Here is a 25,003-nt window from a genome sequence, read left to right as displayed (position 1 = left end):
CCGGACGAATCGGATAGATCGCCCTAATTCGGATTAGTTGCCCCTCTAATGGGGTGGTGACTTCCCTAGATCGCCGCTCCGTGCTGCGTGCGGCCGCCTCGGCCGCGGCCGCCGGTGCGCTGGTGACGGGCTGCGACCCGCACCGGGCCGACGACCCGGGGGCCGTCCGGCCCGCCGGCCGGCCGAGCGCCTCCGGGGCGGGCCACGCCCCGCCCGCCCCGGTGCGCGCCGCCCGGCCGCCGACCCGGGTGCCCGGCCTGCCCGTACAGATCGAGAACGGGCCGCGGAACGGCCGGGCGGTCGCGCTGACCTTCCACGGCAGGGGCGACCCCAAGATGGCGACCGCCCTGCTGGGCGAGGCCGAGCGGGCCGGCGCCAAGGTCACCGTGCTCGCCGTCGGCGACTGGCTCGACGAGCAGCCCGCGATGGCCCGCCGGATCCTCGACGGCGGCCATGAGCTGGGCAATCACACGCTGCACCACCGCAACATCTGCGCCCTGCCGGCCGCCGAGGCCTACGCCGAGATCAGCGGCTGCGCCGACCGGCTGCGCAAGCTCACCGGAACCATCGGCAGCTGGTTCCGCCCCTCGCAGACCCGGCGGGCCACGCCCCTGGTGACCGAGCTGGCCCGCAAGGCCGGCTATCCGCACGTCCTGTCCTACGACGTGGACTCCCTCGACGCGAACGACCCCGGTGCCGCCGCCGTCCAGCGCACGGTCCTGGACTCGGTCGGGCCGGGCTCGGTCGTGAGCCTCCACCTCGGGCACGCGGGCACGGTGGCCGCGCTGCCCCCGATCCTCGACGGCCTCCGCCGGCGCGGTCTGCGCGCGGTGACGACAACGGAGCTAGTGACCTGATGGCTGACCGGAACCGTACCCACGACCGTCGGAGCCTGCGCGCGCGCCACCGGGCCGCCCTGCTCGCCGTGGCCTGCGCGCTGGTGGCCGCGGGCTGTGGCAGCGGCGACGAGAACGAACGGGCCGGTCAGAGCCCCCGGCCGGTCGAGCGCGCGCCGGTCAAGGCCGCCAAGCCGGGCCTGCCGGGGATGCCGCCGCTGCTGGACGAGCACGACATCTATGCGGCGGACCGGCCGGGCATGCTGGCGCCGCAGGTCAAGGACTTCCCCTCGCGGATCTATGTCCCCAACACCGGCTCCGACACGGTCAGCGTCATCGACCCGAAGACGTACAAGGTCATCGAGACCATTCCGGTGGGCGTCCAGCCGCAGCATGTCGTGCCGTCCTGGGACCTGAAGACGCTGTGGGTCAACAACAACCGGGGGCACGACCTCACCCCGATCGACCCCGCCACCGGCAAGGCCGGCGACCCCGTCAAGGTCCATGACCCGTACAACCTCTACTTCACGCCCAACGGGAAGTACGCGGTCGTGATGGCCTCCATGGACCGGCAGCTGGTCTTCCGCGATCCGCACACCATGGAGGTCCGCAAGACGCTCCCGGTCAACTGCGCCGGCGTCAACCACGCCGACTTCTCACCGGACGGGCGGTACTTCATCGTCTCCTGTGAGTTCTCCGCCGAGCTGCTCAAGGTCGACACCGAGAAGATGAAGGTCATCGGCCAGCAGAAGCTGCCGTTCGAGGGGGCGATGCCGCAGGACGTGAAGATCTCCCCGGACGGCAAGACCTGGTACATCGCCGACATGATGGCCGACGGCATCTGGGTCCTCAACGGCGACACCTTCGACCGGCCCCGGCTCATGCCGACCGGCAAGGGCGCCCATGGCCTCTACGTCAGCCGCGACTCGAAGCACATGTACGTCTCCAACCGCGGTGAGGGCTCCATCTCCCTGCTCGACTTCAGGACCGGCAAGCTCGTCGACAAATGGCACATCCGCGGCGGCGGCAGCCCCGACATGGGCGGTCTGTCCACCGATGGCAAGGTGCTGTGGCTGTCCGGCCGCTACAACTCCGAGGTCTATGCGCTGGACACCCGCACCGGCAAAACCCTCGCCAAGATCCCGGTCGGCCAGGGCCCGCACGGTCTGGCGGTCTACCCGCAGCCGGGACGGTACTCCCTGGGGCACACCGGCATCTTCCGCTAGCCGGGGTGCCCCAGGGGGCTAGGGGAGTCACCCCCTAGGCGTTGTACTCGTCCGCCTTCTGCGGCTCCACGCCCTGGATCATGCCGCTGAGCACCAGGGAGCGGTTGGTGAAGCGCTCGGTGTCCACGCCGTTCTCCTTGAGGACGCTCATCGCGGCGGAGTGGACCGTGCGCAGCACCGGGGTCGCGGCGCGCAGCGCGTCATCGGCCATGAAGCGGTGGCGCCAGGGCTTGTCGGCCCAGACGTGCCGCAGGCCGAACGGCTCGGGCAGGGTCAGCTTGCCGCCGAGGAAGTCCAGGACCGGCGGGAACCAGGTCAGCGGGGCGCGGGCGGCGAGCCGGACCACCTCCTGCGGCTCGATGAGCGGGAGCTGCTGCGTCTTGGTCTCCCAGAACTTGACGACCTTGGCGACGTCCTTGGTCTTGGGCTCCGGCTTAGTCGTGAAGAGGCCGTTGACCGGACCGAGGGCATGGCCGGTCACCTCGATGCGCAGGGTCTCGTGGAGCACGGTGACGGTGATCATGAGGGTGATCACCAACTGGCCGTCCCACAGGACGAACTGGACGCCGAGGTAGTGGCGGTTGCCGCTGCCGAACTGCTGCTCGTTGCAGATCCGCTCTATCTCGTGCCCGCGGATCTGGTACGCCTCCACATGGGTGCCCTCGGGGCGGGATACCGCGGCGGCCTTCTCAGGGACCGGCGAGACGATCCAGTGGCGTACGGACGGCGTGGGGAATCCGCCGGTGTGCAGCGGGCTGCGCTCCAGCAGCCGCAGCTTGTCGTGGATCGCCCGGATCACGTCCCAGCTGCGGAACGGGTGGATCTCGCTGCCCTCCTGCGCCGGGATGAGCTCCTCGGCGAGCTGCCAGCTGCCCCAGCGCGTCCCCATGCCGAGTATCCCCTTGGGGCCGGCGTAGAAGATGACGTTGCTGCTCTGCTCGGCGGAGATTTTGGCGAGATTCTGGCGGAGGGTTTCGGCGGCGATCTGGTTCGGGTCCTGGGGGACCGCCTCGGGGATCTTCGCGGCCACGCCACCGCCCTCCAGCAGCCCCTTCCAGGACTCCCGCATGGCCACCGCGGTCTTCTCGCAGATCTGCTTGGCCAGCCACCAGCCGATCACCGGGGCGACGATCATGCCGCGGGCGTACAGCGGCCAGAAGCCGTTGAACGGCAGCTTGATCATGAAGAACAGGCCGAGGACCGCCAGTACCGTCAGCAGCACCCCGCCGATCAGGGAGAGGCCCTTGCCGGCGCCGTCCTTGGAGAGCATCTTCCGCAGCTGGAAGACGCCCAGCCACACCAGCACACCGGGCAGGAACAGCACCCCGAACAGCACCATCAGCAGCGTCAGCTTGGCGTCCCGCTGCTTGCGGATGCGGGTCGCGGACAGACAGTGCTCGACGATGGTCTGCGGCTCGGTCCCGAAGGACTGGATGAGCGCGGCGCGCCCGCCGCCGAGCATCCGCACCTGCACGGCGCGCGAGAACGCCTCGCCGAGGTTGGGCGCGAACAGCGACAGCTTGGGCTTCTTGATGGCGGACTTGCCGGAGTCCGAGTCGGCCTTGGAGATATCGGCGAGCGGGCTGTCCCGATAGGCGGCCGAGGCCAGTGCCTGGGTCGCCGCCGTCTGCCCGGCGCTCCCCGACAGCGGGACCTGCGCCCCGGGACTGAAGTCAAAGCCGTCTGCCACTACCGCCCCCCACACCGCACGCATCCAATGATGCGGCTCTTCCCGACTTCCGCTGACGGCACACCTGCTGAGAGCCTGTCTTCGAGTCCGTGACCTCGCACCCTGGCGTCGAACGCTCGGTTCAACGGCAGGCACTCAGCGTACAGCCGCCGTCCAGCCCAGAGGAGTTGAGCAGGACAGCGGCCGCTCCAACGGTTGATCAGCCGTCAACTATGCGCCGTTCTCCGCCTCTTCCCGCCACTTGTCGGCGAGCTGCGGCGGCATCGGCTCATGCCGCAGGTGGACGCGGGAGAACCGCCCGGTGCCGTGCGAGAGGGAGCGCAGATCGACGGCGTACCGGTCGATCTCGATCTCGGGCACCTCGGCGCGCACCACGGTGCGTCCCGCCCCTGACTGTTCGGTGCCCACGACCCGGCCGCGGCGCCCCGACAGATCGCTCATCACCTGGCCGACGAAATCGTCCGGAACCATCACGCTCACCTCGGACACCGGTTCGAGCAGGTCGATCCGGACCTCGCCGGCGGCCTCGCGCAGCGCCAGCGCGCCCGCGGTCTGGAACGCGGCGTCCGAGGAGTCGACGGAGTGCGCCTTGCCGTCCAGCAGCGTGACCCGGATGTCGACGAGCGGATGCCCGGCGGCGACCCCGCGCGCGGCCTGGGCGCGTACGCCCTTCTCCACGGACGGGATGAACTGCCGGGGCACCGCGCCGCCCACGACCTTGTCCACGAACTCGATACCGGAGCCGCCGGGCAGCGGTTCGACCTCGATCTCGCAGATCGCGAACTGGCCGTGGCCGCCGGACTGTTTCACATGGCGACCGCGGCCCGCGGCGGGGGCGCCGAAGGTCTCCCGCAGCGGCACCTTGTGCGCGACCGTGTCCACCTGGACGCCGTAGCGGGTCCGCAGCCGCTCCAGGGCCACATCGACATGCGCCTCGCCCAGGCACCACAGGACCACCTGATGGGTGTCCTGGTTGTGCTCCAGACGCATCGTCGGGTCCTCGGCGACCAGACGGGCCAGGCCCTGCGAGAGCTTGTCCTCGTCGGCCTTGCTGTGGGCCTGGATGGCGACCGGCAGCAGCGGGTCCGGCATCGTCCAGGGCTCCATCAGCAGCGGATCGTCCTTGGCGGAGAGGGTGTCCCCGGTCTCGGCGCGGGTCAGCTTCGCCACACAGGCCAGATCGCCGGCGATGGCTTTGGACAGCGGGCGCTGCTGTTTGCCGAACGGGGTGGACAGCGCGCCGACCCGCTCGTCGACGTCATGGTCCTCGTGGCCGCGGTCCTGCAGCCCGTGGCCCGAGACATGCACCGTCTCGTCCGGGCGCAGGGTGCCCGAGAAGAGGCGGACGAGCGAGATCCGGCCGACGTACGGGTCCGAGGAGGTCTTGACCACCTCGGCCGCGAGCGGACCCTCGGGATCGCAGCTCAGCGCCGGGCGCGGGGCGCCGTCCGGGGTGGTGACGGCCGGCGCCTCGCGCTCCACGGGCGTCGGGAAGCCGCCGGTGATCAGTTCCAGCAGCTCCACGGTGCCCAGCCCCTGCTTGGAGCCGTCGGCGGCCGGGGCCGCGGCCAGCACCGGGTGGAAGGCGCCCCGGGCGACCGCCGTCTCCAGGTCCCCGATGAGGGTCTTGATGTCGATCTCCTCGCCGCCGAGGTAGCGGTCCATCAAGGACTCGTCCTCGCTCTCGGCGATGATGCCCTCGATGAGGCGGTTGCGGGCCGCTTCGATCAGCGGCAGCTCGTCCGCCGTCGGCGCGCGTTCGGTGCGCTCGCCGGAGGAGTAGTCGAACACCCGCTGCGAGAGCAGACCGATCAGGCCGTGCACGGGGGAGTGGCCGTCGGCGCCCGGCGTTCCGTACAGCGGGAGGTAGAGCGGGAGGACGGAGTCCGGGTCCTCGCCGCCCAGAGAGGTGCGGCAGCGCTCGGTCATCTCGTCGAAGTCGGCGCGGGACGCCTCCAGGTGGGTGATGACCAGCGCGCGCGGCATACCGACGGCCGCGCACTCGTCCCAGACCATACGGGTCGCGCCGGCCACGCCGTCGGCCGCCGAGACAACGAAAAGGGCCGCGTCCGCCGCGCGCAGACCGGCCCTGAGTTCCCCGACGAAATCGGCGTATCCGGGGGTGTCCAAGATATTGATCTTGACTCCGCCCCAGTCCACCGGGACCAGGGAGAGCTGTACGGAGCGTTGCTGGCGGTGTTCGATCTCGTCGTGGTCGGAGAGGCAGCCGCCGTCCTCGACCCGCCCCGCCCGGTTGACCGCGCCGGACGCCAGCGCGAGGGCCTCGACCAGAGTGGTTTTTCCCGAGCCGCTGTGGCCGACCAGCACCACATTGCGCAGGGCCGTGGGCCGGTCGGCCGTTGATGCCCTGCCGGCGGCTCCCGGGTGTGTACTCGACTTCTCGCTCATGTGTCTCGCCTCCAGGTCGACACTTTGCGGTGATTCGAGCTTTCCACCGAGGCCATGATGCGTCCATACATGGCGCACGGGGCCGGTGCTCCCAAGGGGTCCGGGTCGCCCCCGCGGGGCCTGCGGGCGCGTCCGCGGGCGCGCGGGGGCGGCCCCGAGCCGCGGGACGCACCCCGCGCCGCGATGCGTTCGTGGTGGCCCCTGACCTCCTGGCTACGATGGGCCCGCCGGTGGCCGTCAGACCGCACGGCCCGTATCGACTCCCGGGAAGGCCATGCTGAACAAGTACGCGCGTGCGTTCTTCACGCGTGTTCTCACGCCGTTCGCCGCCCTGCTCATCCGGATCGGCGTCAGCCCGGACGCGGTCACTCTGGTCGGCACCGGAGGCGTGGTGGCCGGCGCCCTGATCTTCTACCCGCTGGGCGAGTTCTTCTGGGGCACGGTCGTCATCACCCTGTTCGTCTTCTCCGACCTCGTCGACGGCAACATGGCGCGGCAGCTGGGCCGCTCCAGCCGCTGGGGGGCCTTCCTCGACTCCACCCTCGACCGGGTCGCCGACTCGGCGATCTTCGGCGGACTCGCCCTGTGGTACGCGGGCCGGGGCGACAGCCTGATGCTCTGCGGGATGGCGATCTTCTGCCTCGCCAGCGGCCAGGTGGTCTCGTACACCAAGGCGCGGGGGGAGGCCATCGGGCTGCCGGTGGACGTCAACGGCCTGGTGGAGCGTGCCGAGCGGCTGGTCGTCACGCTGGTGGCCTGCGGTCTGTCGGGGTTGCACGCCTTCGGGGTGCCCGGTATCGAAATCCTGCTGCCGATCGCTCTGTGGATCGTCGGCATCGGCAGTGCCGTCACCCTCGGCCAGCGCGTGGTGACGGTCCGACGGGAGTCGGCCGAGGCCGACGCCATCGCACAAGGGGGGAACAGCGCATGAGCCCGCGCAGGACCGGCCGGCCGTGGATCGACGCGGAGAAGCTGGCGGACGCGCTCTACGCCCTGGGCTGGAGCACCGTCAAGAAGCTGCCCGAAGGCGCTGCCGTACGGCTCGGCCGGCGGATCGCCGACATCGCCTGGAAGCGCCGGGGCAAGGGTGTCCTCCGTCTGGAGTCGAACCTCGCCCGGGTCGTCCCGGACGCCACACCGCAGCGGCTCACCGAGCTCTCCCGGGCCGGGATGCGCTCGTACATGCGCTACTGGATGGAGTCCTTCCGGCTGCCGGCCTGGAGCAAGGACCGGATAAGGGCCGGCTTCGCCGTCGAGGACGTGCACCACCTGGTGGACGGGCTCAAGAGCGGCCGTGGCGTCATCCTGGCGCTGCCCCACATGGGCAACTACGACCTCGCGGGTGCCTGGGTCACCACCGAACTCGGTGTCCCCTTCACCACCGTCGCCCAGCGCCTCAAGCCGGAGTCCCTCTACGACCGCTTCGTCGCCTACCGCGAGGGCCTGGGCATGGAGGTGCTGCCGCACACCGGCGGCGCCGCCTTCGGCACGCTCGCCCGGCGGCTGCGGGCCGGCGGGCTGGTCTGCCTGGTCGCGGACCGTGATCTGTCCGCCTCCGGGATAGAGGTCAAGTTCTTCGGCGAGGCCACGAAGATGCCGGCCGGCCCCGCCGTGCTCGCCGTACAGACCGGCGCCCTGCTGCTGCCCGTCACCCTCTGGTACGACGACACCCCCGTCATGCGCGGCCGGGTCCACCCGGAGATCGAGGTCCCCGAGACCGGCACCCGCGCCGAGAAGGCCGCCACCATGACCCAGGCGCTCGCCGACGCCTTCGCCTCCGGCATCGCCGACCACCCCGAGGACTGGCACATGCTGCAGCGGCTCTGGCTCGCCGACCTGGAACCGCGTGAAGAGCAGCCCCGCGCCCCGGGCGGCTCCGCGGCCTCCGGCACCTCCGGAACGGAGCCCGTGTGAAGATCGGCATCGTCTGCCCGTACGCCTGGGACGTCCCCGGCGGCGTGCAGTTCCACATCCGGGACCTGGCCGACCACCTGATCCGCCTCGGCCACGAGGTCTCCGTCCTCGCCCCCGCGGACGACGAGACCCCCCTTCCGCCGTACGTCGTCTCCGCCGGCCGCGCGGTCCCCGTCCCGTACAACGGCTCGGTCGCCCGTCTCAACTTCGGCTTCCTCTCCGCCGCCCGGGTACGCCGCTGGCTGCAGCACGGCGCCTTCGACGTCATCCACATCCACGAGCCGGCCTCGCCCTCGCTCGGCCTGCTCGCCTGCTGGGCGGCCCAGGGCCCGATCGTGGCGACCTTCCACACCTCCAACCCGCGCTCGCGGGCGATGATCGCCGCGTATCCGATCCTGCAGCCCGCGCTGGAGAAGATCAGCGCACGGATCGCGGTGAGCGAATACGCCCGCCGCACCCTCGTCGAACACCTCGGCGGCGATGCGGTGGTCATCCCCAACGGCGTGGACGTCGACTTCTTCGCCTCCGCCGAGCCCAAGGCCGAGTGGCAGGGACGGACGATCGGCTTCATCGGCCGGATCGACGAGCCGCGCAAGGGCCTGCCGGTCCTGATGAAGGCGCTGCCCGCGATCCTCGCCGAGGTACCGGACGCCCGGCTGCTGGTCGCCGGCCGCGGCGACGAGGAGGAGGCCGTCGCGGCGCTGCCCGCCGAACTGCGCTCCCGGGTCGAATTCCTCGGCATGGTCAGCGACGAGGACAAGGCCCGGCTCCTGCGCAGCGTCGACCTCTATGTCGCGCCCAACACGGGCGGCGAATCCTTCGGCATCATCCTCGTGGAGGCGATGTCGGCCGCGGCGCCCGTACTTGCCAGCGACCTCGATGCCTTCGCCCAGGTCCTGGACCAGGGCGAGGCCGGCGAACTCTTCACCAACGAGGACGCGGAGGCGCTTGCCGCTGCGGCGGTTCGTCTCCTGGGTGACCCGGCGCGCCTCGCCGAGCTGCGGGATCGCGGCACCCGCCACGTACGCCGCTTCGACTGGTCCACGGTCGGTGCCGACATCCTCGCCGTCTACGAGACGGTCACCACGGGGGCCACCTCCGTGGCCACGGATGAGCGGGTCGGCCCACGTAATCGCCTCTGGCCGGCGAAGGATTGACCGTCCGCTGCGCGGGGCTTGGGCGCGGGTGATGCTTGGGGGTGCCCCTCCGTTGCGGGTCCGCTGCGCGGGGCGTGGGCGCGGGTGACGCTTGCGGGTTCCTCGCCGTTGCGCCTGCGGCGGGCTGGGTGGTTGTCGGGTGCGGTGACGGGCCTCCGGGGCCTGGTGTGTGGACTGCTTCGCTTTACGTCCACACACCAGGCCCCTCCGGCCCGTCCCCTCCCGTGGGGGAGTGAGTGCAGGTGGGTGGGGGCGGGCGTCCGTAGGACGTGTCACGCCTGCTTCGCGAGGAGCAGTGGACCAGCGGCGGGCACCCCCACCAGCCGTTTTTCCCACCCACCAACGGGAGGGGACGGGCCGGAGGGGTAGGGGTGTGGGACGTAAAGCGAAGCAGTCCCACACCCCTACCCCGGAGGTCCGTCACCGCACCCCGACAGCCCCGCGCAGCGGACCGGCCCGCCGCCAGGCGCAACGGCGGAGGCACCCGCAAGCATCACCCGCGCCCAAGCCCCGCGCAGCGGACCCGCAACGGCGAGAAGCCACTACGGCGGATCAGCCGAAAACGTGGGAAGAAAAGAACGCGCCGAAGGCGCGTAAGGTGACGCGCCGTGACCACGTTCATCTGGATCGCCGCCGCGATCGTCCTCATCGGTATCTACCTCAGCTGGACGGCCGGCCGTCTCGACCGTCTGCACGCACGCATCGACGCGGCCAGGGCGGCCCTCGACGCCCAGCTGCTGAGACGGGCTTCCGTCGCGCAGGAGGTGGGTACCTCGGGGGTCCTGGACCCGGCCGCCTCGATCGTGCTCTACCAGGCCGCGCACGAGGCCCGGCAGGCGGAGGAGGACCACCGGGAGGTCGCGGAGAGTGAGCTGAGCCAGGCGCTGCGGGCGATCTTCGCGGAGGACGCGCAGCTGGAGGCCGTACGGGAGGCACCGGGCGGCGAGCAGACGGTCACCGAGCTCACCGCCGCGGTGCGCCGCGTCCCGATGGCCCGCCGGTTCCACAACGACGCCGTACGGGCCGCCCGCGCCGTCCGCCGCCACCGGGTGGTGCGCTATTTCCGGCTCGCCGGCCACGCTCCCTTCCCGCTGGCCTTCGAGATGGACGACGAGCCGCCGGCCGTCCTGGACGACCGCTCGGCCGGGAACTGAGCCGGACAGCGGGAACCGGGGGCGGGGGCCGCAGAAGGCGACTCCCGGCGGTGACGAGCCACTGACCTCTAATTGGCCCTTTTCCCGGGCCGCTCACAAACGGTTGTGTGGGCCCAGCAGTACAGCCACCCGCACTGAGTGAGGTCAAACGTGTCCAGCACGCCCACCACGCCCCAGAACCCCGAGACCGGAACCGCGCGCGTCAAGCGCGGTATGGCCGAGCAGCTCAAGGGCGGCGTGATCATGGACGTCGTCACGCCGGAAGAGGCGAAGATCGCCGAGGACGCGGGCGCCGTCGCCGTCATGGCCCTGGAGCGGGTCCCCGCCGACATCCGCAAGGACGGCGGCGTGGCCCGGATGTCGGACCCCGACATGATCGACGGCATCATCAACGCCGTCTCCATCCCGGTCATGGCCAAGTCCCGGATCGGCCACTTCGTCGAGGCGCAGGTCCTGCAGTCGCTCGGCGTCGACTACATCGACGAGTCCGAGGTCCTCACCCCGGCCGACGAGGTCAACCACTCCGACAAGTGGGCCTTCACCACCCCCTTCGTGTGCGGTGCCACCAACCTGGGCGAGGCGCTGCGCCGGATCACCGAGGGCGCGGCCATGATCCGCTCGAAGGGCGAGGCCGGTACCGGCAACGTCGTCGAGGCGGTGCGCCACATGCGCCAGATCAAGGGCGAGATCGCTCGGCTGCGCGGCTACGACCACAACGAGCTGTTCGCCGCCGCCAAGGAGCTGCGCGCCCCGTACGAGCTGGTCAAGGAGGTCGCCGAGCTCGGCAAGCTGCCGGTCGTGCTGTTCTCCGCCGGTGGTGTCGCCACCCCGGCCGACGCCGCGCTGATGCGCCAGCTCGGTGCCGAGGGCGTGTTCGTCGGCTCCGGCATCTTCAAGTCCGGCGACCCCGCCAAGCGCGCCGCCGCGATCGTGAAGGCCACCACCTTCTACGACGACCCGAAGGTGATCGCGGACGTCTCGCGGAACCTGGGCGAGGCCATGGTCGGCATCAACTGCGACACCCTCCCCGAGGCCGAGCGCTACGCCAACCGCGGCTGGTAGGACACCTAGATGAGCACCCCCACCATCGGTGTGCTGGCTCTCCAGGGCGACGTCCGCGAGCACCTCGTTGCGCTCGCCGAGGCGGACGCCCTGGCCCGGCCGGTACGCCGTGCCGAGGAACTGGACGAGATCGACGGCCTGGTCATCCCGGGCGGCGAGTCCACCACCATGTCCAAGCTGGCCGTCGTCTTCGGCATGCTGGAGCCGCTGCGCGCCTTCGTCCGCGCGGGCAAGCCGGTCTACGGCACCTGCGCCGGCATGATCATGGTCGCCGACAAGCTGCTGGACGCCCGTGAGGACCAGGAGACGTTCGGTGGCGTCGACATGATCGTGCGCCGTAACGCCTTCGGGCGGCAGAACGAGTCGTTCGAGGCGGCCATCGACGTCGCCGGGATCCCCGGCGGACCGGTCGAGGGCGTCTTCATCCGGGCGCCCTGGGTCGAGTCGGTCGGTGGCGCGGTCGAGGTCCTGGCGACGTACGACGGGCACACCGTGGCCGTGCGGCAGGGTAACGTCCTCGCCACGTCTTTCCACCCGGAACTCACCGGCGACCACCGGGTCCACGCCCTGTTCGTGGACATGGTGCGGCGGGCCCGGGGCTGATCCGAAGGGCGGGCCCCGGCGCTCCATCCGGGTGGTGGCCGGGTGACGGGCGGGAGTAACACCGTGTGACCTGGCCCCGGTAGGATCTAAGGCGTTCGTTTCAGATGTTGGTGACGCGAAGGAGACAGGCGGATGTCCGGCCACTCTAAATGGGCTACGACGAAGCACAAGAAGGCCGTGATCGATGCCAAGCGCGGCAAGCTCTTCGCGAAGCTGATCAAGAACATCGAGGTCGCGGCCCGTACCGGCGGCGCGGACCCGGACGGTAACCCCACGCTCTTCGACGCCATCCAGAAGGCCAAGAAGAGCTCGGTGCCCAACAAGAACATCGACTCCGCGGTCAAGCGCGGTGCGGGCCTCGAAGCCGGCGGCGCCGACTACGAGACCATCATGTACGAGGGATACGGCCCCAACGGTGTCGCGGTGCTCATCGAGTGCCTCACCGACAACCGCAACCGCGCCGCCTCGGACGTCCGCGTCGCCATGACCCGCAACGGCGGTTCGATGGCCGACCCGGGCTCGGTGTCGTACCTGTTCAACCGCAAGGGCGTGGTGATCGTCCCCAAGGGTGAACTGTCCGAGGACGACGTCCTGGGCGCCGTCCTGGACGCCGGTGCCGAAGAGGTCAACGACCTCGGCGAGTCCTTCGAGGTGCTCAGCGAGGCCACCGACCTGGTCGCGGTCCGCTCGGCCCTCCAGGAGTCCGGCATCGACTACGACTCGGCCGACGCCAACTTCGTCCCGACCATGCAGGTCGAGCTGGAGGAAGAGGGCGCGCGCAAGATCTTCAAGCTGATCGACGCGCTGGAGGACAGCGACGACGTGCAGAACGTCTTCGCCAACTTCGACGTCTCGGACGAGACGATGGCCAAGGTCGACGCCTGACCGGCGCGGCACACTCGGTCGTCTGACGGGCCGACGGGGACACACCCCGTCGGCCCGTCGGTTTGTCAGTGGCAGCCACTACTGTGCTGATCAGGGGGCATGCGCTTCCGAGGCAGGCACAGCTGACCGATAGGGCGAGGGGCGGGGACCGATGAAGGTGCTGGGGGTGGACCCGGGGCTGACACGCTGCGGCGTCGGGGTGGTCGACGGTGTCGCGGGGCGTCCGCTGACGATGGTCGGCGTCGGCGTCGTCCGCACCCCGGCGGACGCCGACATCGCCCAGCGCCTGGTCGAGATCGAGCGCGGGATAGACGCCTGGCTCGACGAGCACCGCCCCGAGTACGTCGCCGTGGAGCGGGTCTTCAGCCAGCACAACGTCCGTACGGTCATGGGCACCGCCCAGGCCAGCGCGGTCGCCATGCTGTGCGCGGCCCGTCGTGGGCTGCCGGTCGCGCTGCACACCCCCAGCGAGGTCAAGGCCGCCGTCACGGGATCGGGCCGGGCCGACAAGGCCCAGGTCGGCGCGATGGTCACCCGTCTGCTGCGGCTCGACGCGCCACCGAAACCGGCCGACGCCGCCGACGCCCTCGCCCTCGCCATCTGTCACATCTGGCGCGCCCCCGCGGTCAACCGCCTCCAGCAGGCGCATGCCGCGGCCCGTCGCGCCGCCCCCGTCCGCGCTCCCGGCGTCCGCCGGGCGACACCCCAGAAGGGCACCCGATGATCGCCTTCGTCTCCGGCCCGGTCGCGGCCCTCGCACCGGACTCCGCCGTCGTCGAGGTCGGCGGTATCGGCATGGCTGTCCAGTGCACGCCGGACACCCTCTCCGCGCTGCGCATCGGACAGCAGGCCAAGCTCGCCACCTCCCTCGTCGTCCGCGAGGACTCGCTCACCCTCTACGGCTTCGCCGACGACGACGAGCGGCAGACCTTCGAGCTGCTGCAGACCGCCAGCGGCGTCGGCCCCCGGCTCGCCCAGGCGATGCTCGCGGTGCACTCCCCGGACGCGCTGCGGCTGGCCGTCGCCACCGGTGACGAGAAGGCCCTCACCGCCGTGCCCGGCATCGGCAAGAAGGGCGCCCAGAAGCTGCTCCTGGAGTTCAAGGACCGGCTCGGGGAGCCGGTGGGCACCGGGCGCGCGGGCGTCGGCAGCGCCGTCACGGCCGGCTGGCGCGACCAGCTGCACGCCGCCCTGATCGGCCTCGGCTATGCCACCCGGGAAGCGGACGAAGCGGTCGCCGCGGTCGCCCCGCAGGCCGACGCGGCCGTCGCCGACGGCGGAGCGCCGCAGGTGCCGCAGCTGCTCAAGGCCGCCCTGCAGACCCTGAACCGCGCCCGATGACCGCCACCACCCGGGCCCCGCGCCCCCGACCGTTCGACCACGCAGGCGGCCCGGCCGCCCCGACCCCGCGAGGCAATCCGCAGTGAACTGGGACGACACCGCACCGCCCGCCACCGAGGACCCCGCCACGGGCGCACCCGACCGGCTGGTCGGGGCCGACGCGGACGGTGAGGACACCGCCGTCGAGGCCGCGCTGCGGCCCAAGGACCTCGAGGAATTCGTCGGCCAGGAGCGGGTGCGCGAGCAGCTCGACCTGGTGCTGCGCGCCGCCCGCGCCCGCGGCGCCACCGCCGACCACGTCCTGCTGTCCGGGGCGCCGGGCCTCGGCAAGACCACCCTCTCGATGATCATCGCCGCCGAGATGGGCGCCCCGATCCGCATCACCTCCGGCCCCGCCATCCAGCACGCGGGCGATCTCGCCGCGATCCTCTCCTCCCTCCAGGAGGGCGAGGTCCTCTTCCTCGACGAGATCCACCGGATGTCCCGGCCCGCCGAGGAGATGCTCTACATGGCGATGGAGGACTTCCGCGTCGACGTGATCGTCGGCAAGGGCCCGGGCGCCACCGCCATCCCGCTCGAACTTCCCCCGTTCACCCTGGTCGGCGCCACGACCCGGGCCGGTCTGCTGCCGCCCCCGCTGCGCGACCGCTTCGGCTTCACCGCCCATATGGAGTTCTACGCCCCCGCCGAGCTGCAGCGGGTGATCCACCGCTCCGCCGGGCTGCTGGACGTCGACATAGAACCGGAGGGCGCCGCCGAGATCGCCGGCCGCTCCCGCGGCACGCCCCGTATCGCCAACCGTCTGCTGCGCCGGGTCCGCGACTACGCCCAGGTCAAGGCCGACGGCTTGATCACTCGCGAGATCGCCTCCCAGGCCCTGGGGGTCTACGAGGTCGACGCCCGCGGTCTGGACCGCCTCGACCGCGCCGTGCTCACGGCCCTGCTCAAGCTGTTCGGCGGCGGCCCGGTGGGCCTGTCCACCCTCGCGGTCGCCGTGGGGGAGGAGCGGGAGACGGTCGAGGAGGTCGCCGAGCCGTTCCTCGTACGGGAAGGTCTGCTGGCCAGGACCCCCAGGGGCCGGATCGGGACCCCGGCGGCCTGGGCCCACCTGGGGCTCGTCCCGCCACAGCAGCAAGCGGGCGCCGGCGGGCAGCAGGGCTTGTTCGGAGCGTGACGGCGCGGGGACTCGCCCGGTCAGGAACTGCGGTGGGATGCTGGGCGTTGTTCCACTGGTGGGGACTCGCCTAGACTCCGCCGATGCCGTTCGTATGGACGGCATTCCCACCCCCGTATATGAGATCGCGCATCCGCGGTCGTGCGAAGGAATTTCCGTCCCGTGAATATCGTGACTCTCCTCCCCTTCATCGTCCTCATCGGGGCCATGTTCCTGATGACTCGGTCTGCCAAGAAGAAGCAGCAGGCGGCCGCGCAGATGCGCAACGAAATGCAGGCCGGCACCGGCGTCCGCACGATCGGCGGCATGTACGCCACCGTCAAGGAAGTCCACGAGGACACCGTCCTCCTGGAGGTCGCCCCCGGCGTGCACGCCATTTACGCCAAGAACGCCATCGGCGCCGTGCTTGCTGACGAGGAGTACAACCGCATCCTGGACGGTGCCGACCCGATCCACAGCGACGAGCCGGTCGTCCCGGATGACGCCTCCTCGCTGACCGGCGACGCCGCCGAGGCCGAGAAGGCCGACAAGATCGACCTGGGCAAGACCGCCGGGGCTCCGGCCGACGCCGAGCCCGCCGCCGGCGAGGCCAAGGACGCCAAGCCCGCCGACGAGGCCAAGGACACCGTCAAGGCGGACGCCGACACCGCCAAGGACGACAAGAAGTCCGGCGACGACGCGAAGTAGTCCGCCCCTACGGAACCGCGGAGCACGCGTGGTGTGTCGTGCACCGCGGTTCCGGGACGGTCTAGGCTCCGGCGGGGGCACGTCCCCACAAGACTTCGTGGCCCCTCGGCCGGAAACCCGGGCCGAGGGGTTGGACAGGGAGATACGAGAAGGTGGCAGCACCGAAGAAGGGCCGCAGGGCGCCCGCGAGCCAGGGGCATCCGGGCCGCACCCTGATCCTGGTCCTCATCGCCATGGCGGGGCTGATCGGAGGGATGTTCTACTCCGGCACGATGACGCCGCGACTGGGCATCGACCTGGCCGGCGGCACCAGCTTCACGCTGGCGGCCCAGAACCAGCCGGGTAAGCCCAACGCGATCAACGAGACCAATATGAAGACCGCCGCCGGCATCATGGAGCAGCGGGTCAACGGTCTCGGTGTGTCCGAGGCCGAGGTCCAGACACAGGGCAGCGACCACATCATCGTGAACATCCCCAAGGGGACGGACGCGAAGCAGGCCCGCGAGCAGGTCGGCACCACCGCCAAGCTCGGGTTCCGGCCGGTGATCACCACGACGATGGGCACCAAGACCCCCGAGCCCAAGCCCAACCCCTCCAAGAGCGGCGCGAACGGCAAGGGCGACAAGGCCGCGGGTGACCAGGCCAAGGACCAGCCCGGTTCCCAGCAGAAGGCGTCGTCCTCGCAGTCGCCGAGCGCCAAGCCGACGACGCAGGGCCGTGCGGTGACGGACGCGCTGAAGAAGGCACCGTCCGACAAGCCCACCCCCTCCGGCTCGGCCAAGCCCTCCACGCCTCCGGCTCCGCCGGTGCCCCCGACCGGCGCGGACGTTCCGCCGGCCCTCCAGAAGCAGTTCAACGCGCTGGACTGCTCGACGAAGCAGAGCCGCGCCACCGCCGCCGGGAAGGCCGCGAACGCCAAGCCGTCCGACCCGGTCGTGGCCTGCAAGGACGACGGGGCGCAGAAGTACGTGCTCGGCCCGGTCGGCGTCGAGGGCACGGACGTCAAGGACGCCAAGGCCGTCTTCGACAGCCAGAGCGGCCAGGGCTGGATCGTCCAGATGGACCTCACCGGCGAGGGCGGCAAGAAGTTCGCGGACGTCACCGGCAAGCTCGCCGCCAAGCAGCGGCCGCAGAACCAGTTCGCGATCGCCCTGGACGGCCAGGTCGTTTCCGACCCCTCGGTGGACCGGGCCATCACGGGAGGCTCCGCCACCATCTCGGGCGGGTTCACCCAGCAGTCCGCCGAGGACCTCGGCAACATGCTGTCCTACGGTTCCCTGCCGCTGTCCTTCAAGATCGATGACGAGACCACGGTCACCGCGGCGCTCGGCGGCGAGCAGCTGCAGGCCGGCCTGATCGCCGGCGCCATCGGTCTCGCACTGGTCATCGTCTACCTCGTCGCCTACTACCGGGGTCTGGCCCTGGTCGCGCTGGCGAGTCTGTTCGTCTCGGCGATCCTGACGTACACGATCATGACGTTGCTCGGCCCGACCATCGGGTTCGCACTGAACCTCCCGGCGGTCTGCGGCGCCATCGTGGCCATCGGTATCACCGCCGACTCGTTCATCGTCTACTTCGAACGCATCCGGGACGAGATCCGCGAGGGCCGCACCCTGCGCCCGGCCGTCGAGCGCGGCTGGCCGCGGGCCCGCCGGACGATCCTGGTCTCCGACTTCGTGTCGTTCCTGGCCGCCGCGGTGCTGTTCATCGTCACCGTCGGCAAGGTGAAGGGCTTCGCGTTCACGCTCGGCCTGACCACCGTCCTCGACGTCGTCGTGGTCTTCTACTTCACCAAGCCCCTGATGACGATGCTGGCCCGGCGGAAGTTCTTCTCCGACGGCCATCCCTGGTCCGGTCTCGATCCCAAGCGCCTGGGCGCCAAGCCGCCGCTGCGCCGTCGTCGCGGCGCCGCCCCCACCCAGACGAAGGAGGCGTGAGATGTCCAAGCTCGGAAACATCGGCGCCCGGCTCTACCGCGGCGAGGTCGGCTACGACTTCATCGGCAAGCGGAAGATCTGGTACGGCATCTCGATCCTCATCACCATCACGGCCATCGTCGGCCTGGCGGTGCGCGGCCTGAACATGGGCATCGAGTTCTCCGGCGGCGCGGTCTTCACCACGCCGCCGACCTCCGTGTCCGCCCCGAAGGCCCAGCACGAGGCCGAGTCGGCGTCGGGCGGCCACCAGGCCGTGGTGCAGAAGCTCGGCAGCGGCGCACTGCGCATCCAGATCAGCGGTCTGGACACCAAGCAGGCGGTGCCGGTGCAGGAGGAGCTCGCCAAGGACCTGAACATCCCGGTCCAGGACGTCAACACCCAGCTGGTCGGCCCGAGCTGGGGTGAGGAGATCGCCAACAAGGCCTGGCTGGGCCTGGGGATCTTCATGGTCCTCGTGGTGATCTATCTGGCGATCGCCTTCGAGTGGCGGATGGCGCTCGCCGCCCTGATCGCGCTGATCCACGACCTCACGATCACGGTCGGTGTCTACGCCCTGGTCGGCTTCGAGGTCACCCCCGGCACGGTCATCGGTCTGCTGACGATCCTCGGTTACTCCCTGTACGACACGGTCGTCGTCTTCGACAGCCTCAAGGAAGCCTCCAAGGACCTCACCAAGCAGACCCGCTTCACGTACGGCGAGATCGCCAACCGCTCGATCAACAGCACCCTGGTGCGCTCCATCAACACCACGGTCGTGGCGCTGCTCCCGGTCGCCGGTCTGCTGTTCGTCGGCGGCGGTTTCCTGGGCGCGGGCATGCTCAACGACATCTCGCTGGCCCTGTTCGTCGGCCTCGCCGCCGGTGCGTACTCGTCGATCTTCATCGCGACCCCGCTGGTCGCCGATCTGAAGGGCCGCGAGCCGCAGATAAAGGCACTGGCCAAGCGGGTGAAGGCGAAGCGTGCCGCGGCCGCGGCCAAGGACGCGGGCCAGGAGGACACCGAGGAGCCTGCCCCCGCCACGGCGGACGCCGAGGACGGCACCGCGGTCGTCGGGCCGCGCCAGCAGCCCGCCTCCCGTAACCGCGGACGCGGCCGCCCGTCGGGCAAGCGCCGGTGAGCGCCCCCGCGGAATTGCGTGAGCTCCTGCTCAGCCGGATCATGGACATCCCGGACCACCCGCAGCCGGGTGTGGTGTTCAAGGACATCACCCCGCTGCTGGCGGACCCGGCGGCCTTCGGCGCGCTGACCGAGGCGTTCGCCGAGCTGTGCGGGCGGCACCGGGTGGACAAGATCGTGGGTCTGGAGGCGCGCGGGTTCATACTCGCCGCTCCGGTCGCGGTCCGGACCGGCGTCGGCTTCGTCCCCGTCCGCAAGGCGGGCAAGCTGCCCGGCACCACGCTCGGGCAGGCCTACGAGCTGGAGTACGGCACGGCCGAGATCGAGATCCACGCCGATGCGCTGGCCCCGGGCGACCGGGTGCTGGTGATCGACGACGTCCTCGCCACCGGCGGCACCGCCGACGCCTCGCTGCAGCTCATCCGCCGCGCGGGCGCCGAGGTCGCGGGCCTGGCCGTGCTGCTGGAGCTCGGCTTCCTCGCCGGGCGGCAGCGCCTGGAGCCGGGCCTGAAGGGCGCTCCGCTGGAGGCCCTGATCACGGTCTGAGGCGGTTGCGCACAGCACCCCGGCAGCGGGGGCATCCGGAAGAATCCGGGTGCCCCCGCTGCTGTGTCATGTACGGAACCCTGGCCGCGGGGGAGCTGCGGCGCCGGGGTCGATACCATGGCACCCCGACCCATACGAGGTCCTGGGGTCCGGAACCGCCTGAGGAGTGCTCTTGCCAGACGAGGCCCAGCCGCTCTCCCCCGGACTGCGTCCGACGGGATCCGACGCCGCGCGCCCGGACGAGCCGAAGCCCACGGACGTGGCTTCCTCGGACGCGCCCCAGCCCGAGCGGCAGGGCGCGCCCGACGGCACCGCCACGCCCCGGCCGCCGGCCGGCCCGACCTCCGCGTCCCCGGCGCCCGCCGAGCGGCCCCGTACGGCGCCCAAGCCGGGGCCCGCCTCCTCCTCGTCCCAGTCGGCCGCCGTGCCGTCCCGGGCGCCCAAGCCGCCCGCCAAGGCCGACCAGCCCGCCGCCGCCAAGCCGCTGCCGCCCGCCCCCGCCGGCCGCTCCGGCTCCCCCAACCGGGTACGCGCCCGCCTGGCCCGCCTCGGCGTCCAGCGCTCCAGCCCGTACAACCCGGTCCTGGAGCCGCTGCTGCGGGCCGTCCGCGGCAATGACCCCAAGATCGAGACCGCGACGCTGCGCCAGGTCGAGCGGGCCTACCAGGTCGCCGAGCGCTGGCACCGCGGCCAGAAGCGCAAGAGCGGCGACCCGTACATCACCCACCCGCTCGCGGTCACGACGATCCTCGCCGAGCTGGGCATGGACCCGGCCACGCTGATGGCGGGCCTGCTGCACGACACCGTCGAGGACACCGAGTACGGCCTGGACACCCTGCGCCGCGACTTCGGCGACCAGGTGGCGCTGCTGGTCGACGGTGTCACCAAGCTGGACAAGGTCAAGTTCGGCGAGGCGGCGCAGGCCGAGACCGTCCGCAAGATGGTCGTCGCGATGGCCAAGGACCCGCGCGTCCTGGTCATCAAGCTCGCCGACCGGCTGCACAACATGCGCACCATGCGCTACCTCAAGCGGGAGAAGCAGGAGAAGAAGGCCCGCGAGACGCTGGAGATCTACGCTCCGCTCGCCCACCGCCTGGGCATGAACACCATCAAGTGGGAGCTGGAGGACCTCGCCTTCGCGATCCTCTACCCCAAGATGTACGACGAGATCGTGCGGCTGGTCGCCGAGCGGGCGCCCAAGCGCGACGAGTATCTGGCGATAGTGACCGACGAGGTCCAGGCCGATCTGCGCGCCGCCCGCATCAAGGCCACCGTCACCGGCCGCCCCAAGCACTACTACAGCGTCTACCAGAAGATGATCGTGCGCGGCCGCGACTTCGCCGAGATCTACGACCTGGTGGGCATCCGCGTCCTCGTCGACACCGTCCGCGACTGCTACGCCGCGCTCGGCACCATCCACGCGCGATGGAACCCGGTCCCCGGCCGGTTCAAGGACTACATCGCGATGCCGAAGTTCAACATGTACCAGTCGCTGCACACGACCGTGATCGGCCCCAGCGGCAAGCCCGTTGAACTCCAGATCCGTACGTTCGACATGCACCGCCGCGCCGAGTACGGCATCGCCGCCCACTGGAAGTACAAGCAAGAGGCGGTAGCGGGCGCGTCCAAGATCCGTACGGACGTACCGAAGAACGCCGGCAAGGGCCAGGACACCGTCAACGACATGGCCTGGCTGCGGCAGTTGCTGGACTGGCAGAAGGAGACCGAGGACCCCGGCGAGTTCCTGGAGTCCCTGCGCTTCGACCTGTCCCGCAACGAGGTCTTCGTCTTCACGCCCAAGGGCGATGTCATAGCGCTGCCGGCCGGTGCCACCCCCGTCGACTTCGCGTATGCGGTGCACACCGAGGTCGGCCACCGCACGATAGGGGCGCGGGTCAACGGGCGCCTCGTTCCGCTCGAATCGACCCTGGACAACGGCGACTTGGTGGAGGTCTTCACCTCCAAGGCGGCGGGCGCCGGGCCGTCCCGCGACTGGCTCGGCTTCGTCAAGTCCCCGCGGGCCCGCAACAAGATCCGTGGCTGGTTCTCCAAGGAGCGCCGCGACGAGGCGATCGAGCAGGGCAAGGACGCCATCGCGCGCGCCATGCGCAAGCAGAACCTGCCGATCCAGCGGATCCTGACCGGCGACTCCCTGGTCACCCTCGCGCACGAGATGCGCTACCCCGACATCTCCTCGCTGTACGCCGCCATCGGTGAGGGTCATGTCGCCGCGCAGGGCGTCGTCCAGAAGCTGGTGCAGGCGCTCGGCGGCCAGGACGAGGCCACCGAGGACATCGCCGAGTCGACCCCGATCCGCCCGCGTTCCAAGCGCCGTTCCAGCGCCGACCCCGGGGTGGTCGTCAAGGGCGTCGACGATGTGTGGGTCAAGCTGGCCCGCTGCTGCACTCCGGTGCCGGGCGACCCCATCATCGGCTTCGTGACCCGCGGCAACGGCGTCTCGGTGCACCGCGCCGACTGCGTCAACGTCGACTCGCTGTCCCGGCAGCCGGAGCGGATACTCGAAGTCGAGTGGGCGCCCACCCAGTCCTCGGTCTTCCTGGTCGCCATCCAGGTCGAGGCCCTGGACCGCTCCCGGCTCCTGTCGGACGTCACCCGGATCCTGTCCGACCAGCACGTCAACATCCTCTCGGCGGCCGTCCAGACCTCCCGCGACCGCGTCGCCACCTCCCGCTTCACCTTCGAAATGGGCGACCCGAAGCATCTGGGCCATGTGCTGAAGGCCGTGCGCAGCGTGGAGGGCGTGTACGACGTCTATCGGGTGACATCGGCCCGCCGACCGTAACCGCACACGAAAGGGCCCCGGCACGGAATCCGTGCCGGGGCCCTTCTCAACCACCTCCGCGGGAGCGGCGGCGGCTCACCGCACCATCAACCGCCGAACTCCTCCAGGCCCTTGAGCGCCTGGTCCAGCAGCGCCTTGCGGCCCTCCAGCTCCCGGCCGAGCTTGTCGGCCTTGGCGTTGTTGCCGGCCGCCCGGGCCGTGTCGATCTGCTTCTGCAGCTTGTCGACGGCGTCCTGCAGCTGGCCGGTCAGCCCCGCGGCACGGGCCCGCGCCTCGGGGTTCGTCCGGCGCCACTCGGTCTCCTCGGCCTCCTGGATGGCCCGCTCGACGGCGTGCATCCGGCCCTCGATCTTCGGGCGGGCGTCCCGCGGGACATGGCCGATGGCCTCCCACCGCTCATTGATCGAGCGGAACGCCGCCCGCGCGGCCTTCAGGTCCGAGACGGGGAGCAGCTTCTCGGCCTCGACGGCGAGCTCCTCCTTGCGGGTCAGATTCTCCCGCTGCTCGGCATCGCGCTCCGCGAAGACCTCACCGCGTGCCTGGAAGAAGACGTCCTGGGCGCCGCGGAAGCGGTTCCACAGATCGTCCTCGTGCTCGCGCTGGGCGCGTCCGGCGGCCTTCCAGTCCGCCATCAGCTCGCGGTAGCGGGCCGCGGTGGCCCCCCAGTCCGTCGAGTTCGACAGCGCCTCGGCCTCGGCGACCAGCTTCTCCTTCGCCTTACGGGACTCCTCGCGCTGCGCGTCCAGCGACGCGAAGTGCGCCTTGCGCCGCTTGGAGAACGCCGATCGGGCGTGCGAGAAGCGGTGCCACAGCTCGTCGTCCGCCTTGCGGTCGAGCCGGGGCAGGCTCTTCCAGGTGTCGACCAGTGCGCGCAGCCGTTCCCCGGCCGCCCGCCACTGCTCGCTGGCCGCCAGCTCCTCGGCCTCGGCGACCAGCTTCTCCTTGGCCTGCCGGGCCTCGGTGCTCTGCCGCGCCTTCTGTGCCTTGCGCTCCTCGCGACGCGATTCGACGGCCTCGACGAGCTTGTCGAGCCGCTTGCGCAGCGCGTCCAGATCGCCCACCGCGTGGTGTTCGTCGACCTGGGTGCGCAGATGCTCGATCGCGGTCGTGGCGTCCTTCGCCGACAGGTCGGTGGTCTTGACCCGGCGCTCGAGGAGGCCGATCTCGACGACCAGGCCCTCATACTTGCGCTCGAAGTAGGCGAGGGCCTCCTCGGGAGTTCCCGCCTGCCACGATCCGACGACCTGCTCGCCATCGGCGGTACGCACGTACACGGTCCCCGTCTCGTCGACGCGGCCCCATGGGTCGCTGCTCACAGCGCCTCCTCCACATGATGCCGACGGGGGCGTGCGGCCCCCCGGCATCGTCCACAGTTTCTGTCCGGCAGAGCCGCGCCCTGACCGGTCCGACGGGCTGAATTGCGGGTGAGGGTGGCAGCCGTCGGAGCAGGCACCCTACACAACGCCAATCTAGGCGACCGGCGGTCGGCTGTCCGCATCCAGCACGACCGAAATTCCGCGGTTCGTACAGCGAGCGCCGATGCATCACCCCCAGGTCGACCGGCAGGTCAGGACTTTTTGACGGTCGCCTTGTCGATCACGACGGTGGCGTTCGGCGCGGTGTTGCCGGTCTGCGGGTCGGGCGTCGAACCGGCCTTGGCGATCTTCTTCAGCACGTCCATACCGCCGGTGACGGTGCCGAACGGTGTGTAGTTCGGGGGCAGCTTGCTGTCCTGGTAGACGAGGAAGAACTGGCTGCCGCCGGAGTTGCGGGTCTTGTCGCTCCGGCCGTCATAGCGGTTGGCCATCGCGACCGTGCCCGCCGGATAGACACCGCCCTTGAGCCGGGAGTCCTTGAGGTTCTCGTCCGGGATGGTGTAGCCGGGGGTGCCCTGGCCGGTGCCCTTCGGGTCGCCGCACTGCAGGACGTAGATGTTCTGGTCGACCAGGCGGTGGCACTTGCTGTGGTCGAAGTAGCCCTGGCCGGCCAGGAAGGCGAAGGAGTTGACCGTGTGCGGCGCCTTGGCGGCGTCCAGCTTCAGCTCGACCGTGCCGCAGGTCGTCGCCAGCTTCGCGGAGTAGGAGGCCGAGGTGTCGAGGGACATCGCCGGCTCCTTCTTCCAGGTCTTGGTGGAGGGCGTGCCCTTGGCGGGCCTGCCGCACGGGTCCGGGGCCTTGGAGGGGGGCGGGGTCGCCGCCGCCCGGTCGGAGTCCTGGTCGTTGCCGGCCAGCGCGGTGGAGGCATAGGCGGTGACACCGGCGGCCAGCGCGACGGCCACGACGGACGCGATGATCACATTGCGGCGTTTGGCCTTCCGCTGGTCCGCGGACCGCCGTTGCTGCTGGCGCTCGTACTTCTCCCTGGCGAGCTGCCGTCTCCGCTGATCTCTGCTGACCACCGGTCGTCTCCTTCGTCCGATCACCGATCGCTGTCGGCCGCCGTGGCCGTACCGTATACGGGTTC

General features: G+C 70.8%; 21 protein-coding genes. 17 read left to right on the top strand and 4 right to left on the bottom strand.

The genetic code is table 11. The features are described 5' to 3' along the window. The first annotated feature begins 80 nt into the window (after positions 1 to 80). A complete protein-coding gene (locus tag NUT86_RS08190) occupies positions 81 to 857 on the top strand; it encodes a polysaccharide deacetylase family protein (protein WP_274740412.1) in 777 nt (258 codons plus the stop codon). After that, positions 857 to 2,062: a YncE family protein gene (locus NUT86_RS08185; RefSeq protein WP_274734417.1), complete on the top strand. Its 1,206-nt coding sequence runs from the start codon at positions 857 to 859 to the stop codon at positions 2,060 to 2,062. The genes NUT86_RS08190 and NUT86_RS08185 overlap by 1 nt, the downstream gene beginning before the upstream one ends. Positions 2,063 to 2,096: 34 nt before the next feature. On the opposite strand, the gene NUT86_RS08180 is transcribed toward NUT86_RS08185, so the two are convergent. Beyond that, positions 2,097 to 3,776, bottom strand: a complete 1,680-nt coding sequence (locus tag NUT86_RS08180; protein ID WP_274734415.1) for a hypothetical protein — start codon at positions 3,774 to 3,776, stop codon at positions 2,097 to 2,099. A gap of 186 nt (positions 3,777 to 3,962) precedes the next feature. Then, on the bottom strand, positions 3,963 to 6,161 hold the full coding sequence (locus NUT86_RS08175) for an elongation factor G-like protein EF-G2 (protein ID WP_274734413.1): 2,199 nt from the start codon (positions 6,159 to 6,161) through the stop codon (positions 3,963 to 3,965). Between the two features lie 274 nt (positions 6,162 to 6,435). Here NUT86_RS08175 and pgsA point away from each other — a divergent pair, with 274 nt between their 5' ends. The 15 genes from pgsA to NUT86_RS08100 all read left to right on the top strand — a co-directional run bounded on the left by pgsA (position 6,436) and on the right by NUT86_RS08100 (position 22,540). Beyond that, entirely contained in the window at positions 6,436 to 7,092 is a 657-nt protein-coding gene (gene pgsA / locus NUT86_RS08170) for a phosphatidylinositol phosphate synthase (protein WP_018087645.1), read from the top strand. After that, the gene (locus tag NUT86_RS08165) at positions 7,089 to 8,075 is read left to right on the top strand and encodes a phosphatidylinositol mannoside acyltransferase (protein ID WP_093647667.1); all 987 of its coding nucleotides are present in this window, start codon (positions 7,089 to 7,091) and stop codon (positions 8,073 to 8,075) included. The genes pgsA and NUT86_RS08165 overlap by 4 nt, the downstream gene beginning before the upstream one ends. Further along, on the top strand, positions 8,072 to 9,232 hold the full coding sequence (locus NUT86_RS08160) for a glycosyltransferase family 4 protein (RefSeq protein WP_159489763.1): 1,161 nt from the start codon (positions 8,072 to 8,074) through the stop codon (positions 9,230 to 9,232). Before NUT86_RS08165 ends, NUT86_RS08160 begins: the two co-directional genes overlap by 4 nt. A gap of 608 nt (positions 9,233 to 9,840) precedes the next feature. Next, entirely contained in the window at positions 9,841 to 10,386 is a 546-nt protein-coding gene (locus tag NUT86_RS08155; protein ID WP_018087642.1) for a hypothetical protein, read from the top strand. Between the two features lie 150 nt (positions 10,387 to 10,536). Beyond that, positions 10,537 to 11,448, top strand: a complete 912-nt coding sequence (gene pdxS / locus NUT86_RS08150) for a pyridoxal 5'-phosphate synthase lyase subunit PdxS (RefSeq protein ID WP_018087641.1) — start codon at positions 10,537 to 10,539, stop codon at positions 11,446 to 11,448. A 9-nt stretch (positions 11,449 to 11,457) separates the two neighbouring features. Next, the gene (gene pdxT, locus NUT86_RS08145; RefSeq protein ID WP_018087640.1) at positions 11,458 to 12,051 is read left to right on the top strand and encodes a pyridoxal 5'-phosphate synthase glutaminase subunit PdxT; all 594 of its coding nucleotides are present in this window, start codon (positions 11,458 to 11,460) and stop codon (positions 12,049 to 12,051) included. A gap of 132 nt (positions 12,052 to 12,183) precedes the next feature. Continuing rightward, the gene (locus NUT86_RS08140; RefSeq protein WP_026169283.1) at positions 12,184 to 12,936 is read left to right on the top strand and encodes a YebC/PmpR family DNA-binding transcriptional regulator; all 753 of its coding nucleotides are present in this window, start codon (positions 12,184 to 12,186) and stop codon (positions 12,934 to 12,936) included. A 151-nt stretch (positions 12,937 to 13,087) separates the two neighbouring features. Next, on the top strand, positions 13,088 to 13,660 hold the full coding sequence (gene ruvC, locus NUT86_RS08135) for a crossover junction endodeoxyribonuclease RuvC (protein WP_018087638.1): 573 nt from the start codon (positions 13,088 to 13,090) through the stop codon (positions 13,658 to 13,660). Next, complete coding sequence (ruvA, locus tag NUT86_RS08130) at positions 13,657 to 14,277, top strand: Holliday junction branch migration protein RuvA (RefSeq protein ID WP_127149935.1); 621 nt, start codon at positions 13,657 to 13,659, stop codon at positions 14,275 to 14,277. The genes ruvC and ruvA overlap by 4 nt, the downstream gene beginning before the upstream one ends. A gap of 82 nt (positions 14,278 to 14,359) precedes the next feature. Next, entirely contained in the window at positions 14,360 to 15,451 is a 1,092-nt protein-coding gene (ruvB, locus tag NUT86_RS08125; RefSeq protein ID WP_018087636.1) for a Holliday junction branch migration DNA helicase RuvB, read from the top strand. Positions 15,452 to 15,613: 162 nt separating this feature from the next. Then, complete coding sequence (gene yajC, locus NUT86_RS08120) at positions 15,614 to 16,138, top strand: preprotein translocase subunit YajC (RefSeq protein ID WP_018087635.1); 525 nt, start codon at positions 15,614 to 15,616, stop codon at positions 16,136 to 16,138. 152 nt (positions 16,139 to 16,290) lie between these two features. Further along, on the top strand, positions 16,291 to 18,075 hold the full coding sequence (gene secD, locus NUT86_RS08115; RefSeq protein ID WP_274734405.1) for a protein translocase subunit SecD: 1,785 nt from the start codon (positions 16,291 to 16,293) through the stop codon (positions 18,073 to 18,075). 1 nt (position 18,076) lies between these two features. Further along, positions 18,077 to 19,192: a protein translocase subunit SecF gene (gene secF, locus NUT86_RS08110; protein WP_159489761.1), complete on the top strand. Its 1,116-nt coding sequence runs from the start codon at positions 18,077 to 18,079 to the stop codon at positions 19,190 to 19,192. Next, a complete protein-coding gene (locus tag NUT86_RS08105) occupies positions 19,189 to 19,737 on the top strand; it encodes an adenine phosphoribosyltransferase (protein ID WP_274734402.1) in 549 nt (182 codons plus the stop codon). The genes secF and NUT86_RS08105 overlap by 4 nt, the downstream gene beginning before the upstream one ends. Positions 19,738 to 19,909: 172 nt before the next feature. Next, positions 19,910 to 22,540 carry a RelA/SpoT family protein gene (locus tag NUT86_RS08100; protein ID WP_018087629.1) on the top strand — a complete coding sequence of 877 codons (2,631 nt, stop codon included), beginning with the start codon at positions 19,910 to 19,912 and terminating at the stop codon, positions 22,538 to 22,540. Positions 22,541 to 22,626: 86 nt separating this feature from the next. Here the strand turns inward: NUT86_RS08100 and NUT86_RS08095 are convergent, their stop codons facing one another. Further along, positions 22,627 to 23,856, bottom strand: a complete 1,230-nt coding sequence (locus NUT86_RS08095) for a DUF349 domain-containing protein (protein ID WP_148589582.1) — start codon at positions 23,854 to 23,856, stop codon at positions 22,627 to 22,629. Between the two features lie 251 nt (positions 23,857 to 24,107). Beyond that, entirely contained in the window at positions 24,108 to 24,938 is an 831-nt protein-coding gene (locus NUT86_RS08090; protein ID WP_159489757.1) for a peptidylprolyl isomerase, read from the bottom strand. Between the last annotated feature and the right edge of the window lie 65 nt (positions 24,939 to 25,003).

The organism is Streptomyces sp. G7(2002) (assembly GCF_028870195.1).
Taxonomy (GTDB): Bacteria; Actinomycetota; Actinomycetes; order Streptomycetales; family Streptomycetaceae; genus Streptomyces; species Streptomyces nigrescens.
This window is presented reverse-complemented; position numbering and strand designations above follow the sequence as displayed.